This window comes from Methylobacterium sp. WL116 (genome assembly GCF_008039455.1).
Lineage (GTDB): Bacteria > Pseudomonadota > Alphaproteobacteria > Rhizobiales > Beijerinckiaceae > Methylobacterium.
The window spans coordinates 1-1,939 of sequence record NZ_VRUV01000701.1; the positions used below are offsets into that span (position 1 = coordinate 1).

General features: G+C 75.6%; 3 protein-coding genes. All 3 read left to right on the forward strand.

Annotated features, from left to right (window positions below; translation table 11 throughout):
* On the forward strand, window positions 1-321 hold a 321-nt coding region (locus FV223_RS26420), incomplete at its 5' end, for an ATP-binding cassette domain-containing protein (RefSeq protein ID WP_147729704.1).
* A 47-nt stretch (window positions 322-368) separates the two neighbouring features.
* Window positions 369-1,511, forward strand: a complete 1,143-nt coding sequence (locus FV223_RS26425; RefSeq protein WP_147729705.1) for an alpha-D-ribose 1-methylphosphonate 5-triphosphate diphosphatase — start codon at window positions 369-371, stop codon at window positions 1,509-1,511.
* On the forward strand, window positions 1,511-1,939 hold a 429-nt coding region (locus tag FV223_RS26430; protein WP_147729706.1), incomplete at its 3' end, for a phosphonate metabolism protein/1,5-bisphosphokinase (PRPP-forming) PhnN. The genes FV223_RS26425 and FV223_RS26430, both read left to right, overlap by 1 nt.

Here is a 1,939-nt window from a genome sequence, read left to right on the forward strand (position 1 = left end):
CGCGCGCGCGCCGCGGCGCTGCTCGCGCGCCTCGACCTGCCCGAGCGCCTGTGGGACCTGCCGCCGGCCACCTTCTCGGGCGGCGAGCAGCAGCGGGTGAACATCGCCCGCGGGTTGATCGCCGACCGGCCCCTCGTGCTGATGGACGAGCCGACCGCCTCGCTCGATGCCCGCAACCGCGACGTCGTGATCGCGCTGATCCGCGAGAAGCGGGCGGCGGGCGCGGGCATCCTCGGCATCTTCCACGACGCCGACGTACGCGAGGCGGTGGCGACGCGGATCGTGGACGTGGCGGATTTCCGCGCGCCGATCGCGGCATGAGAGGGCGCGGCATGAACGGGCGCGGCATGAGCGGAGACGGCGGAGCGATGGCGGACCGGGTCGAGATCCTCGAGAACGCGCGCCTCGTCCTGGCCGACCGCGTCGTCGACGGCTGGCTCGCGATCGTGGACGGCCGCATCGCCGAGCACGGCGCGGGCCGGGCGCCGGAGCGCGGCCGGGACCTCCGCGGCGACCACCTCGTCCCCGGCCTGGTCGAGCTGCACACCGACCACCTGGAAAGCCACTACGCGCCGCGCCCCGGCGTGCGCTGGCATCCGCTGGGCGCCGTGCTCGCCTACGATGCGCAGATCGCCGCCTCGGGGATCACCACCGTGTTCGATTCGCTGCGCGCCGGCACCGACCCGGACGGCAGCGGCCTCGGCTCCGAGCTCGACGCGCTGGCGCAGGCCATCGCCGACGCGCGCGCCGCCGACCTGTTCCGGGCCGAGCACCGGACGCACCTGCGCTGCGAGATCCCGTCGGCCGACGTGATCGACACCGTCCGCGCCTTCGTCCGGCGTCATCCCGTCGGCCTGATCTCGCTGATGGACCACACGCCGGGGCAGCGGCAGTTCCGCGACATGGCGAAGTATTATCAATATGCCGGCCGCGGCGGCCGGCCGATCGAGGCGATCCGGGCCGGCACCGAGCGCAAGATCCGCGACGGCGCCGCGCTCAACGCCCGCAACCGCCCGATCCTCGTGGCGCTGGCCCGGGAGCAGGGCATCCCGCTGGCGAGCCACGACGACACGACGCTGGCCGACGTCGCCCAGTCGCGGGCCGAAGCGGTCGCGCTCGCCGAGTTCCCAACCACCCGCGAGGCGGCCGAGGCTTCGCACGCGGCCGGCATCACCGTGATGATGGGCGCGCCCAACCTGATCCGCGGCGGCTCGCATTCCGGCAACGTGGCGGCGCACGCTCTCGCCGAGGCCGGCCTGCTCAGCATCCTGTCCTCCGACTACGTGCCGGCGAGCCTGCTGATGGCGGCGTTCCAGCTGCCCGAGCGCGTGCCCGGCATCGACCTGGCCGCCGCCATCGCCACCGTCACCGCCAACCCGGCCCGCGCCACCGGCCTCGACGACCGCGGCCGGATCGCGCCCGGCCTGCGCGCCGACCTCGTCCGCGTGCGGACGGCGCAAGGGGTGCCCGTCGTCCGCGAGGTCTGGCGCGCCGGCGCGCGGGTGGTGTGATGGCGGGCGGCTTCGTCCTCGTGGTCGGCCCGAGCGGGGCCGGCAAGGACACGGTGATCGCCGCCGCGCGGGCGCAGCTGGCCGGCGACCCGCGCTTCGTCTTCCCGCGCCGCCTGGTGACCCGGCCGCCCTCGGCGCACGAGGACAACGCCGAGATCGCCGAGGCGGAGTTTTCCCGCGCCGCCGCGGCCGGCGCGTTTCCCCTGCATTGGCGCGCGCACGGCCTCGGCTACGCGATCCCGGCCGAGGCGCTGACCGAGGCCGAGCAGGGGCGGGTCGTGGTGTGCAACGTCTCGCGCCGGGTGATCGAGGCGGCGCGCCGGACGCTCCCCGGCGTCCATGTCGTAGCGATCACGGCCGCCCCCGAGATCCTGGCCGCACGGCTTGCCGCCCGCGGCCAGGGTCTCGGGGGCGGCCGTGATCGCTAC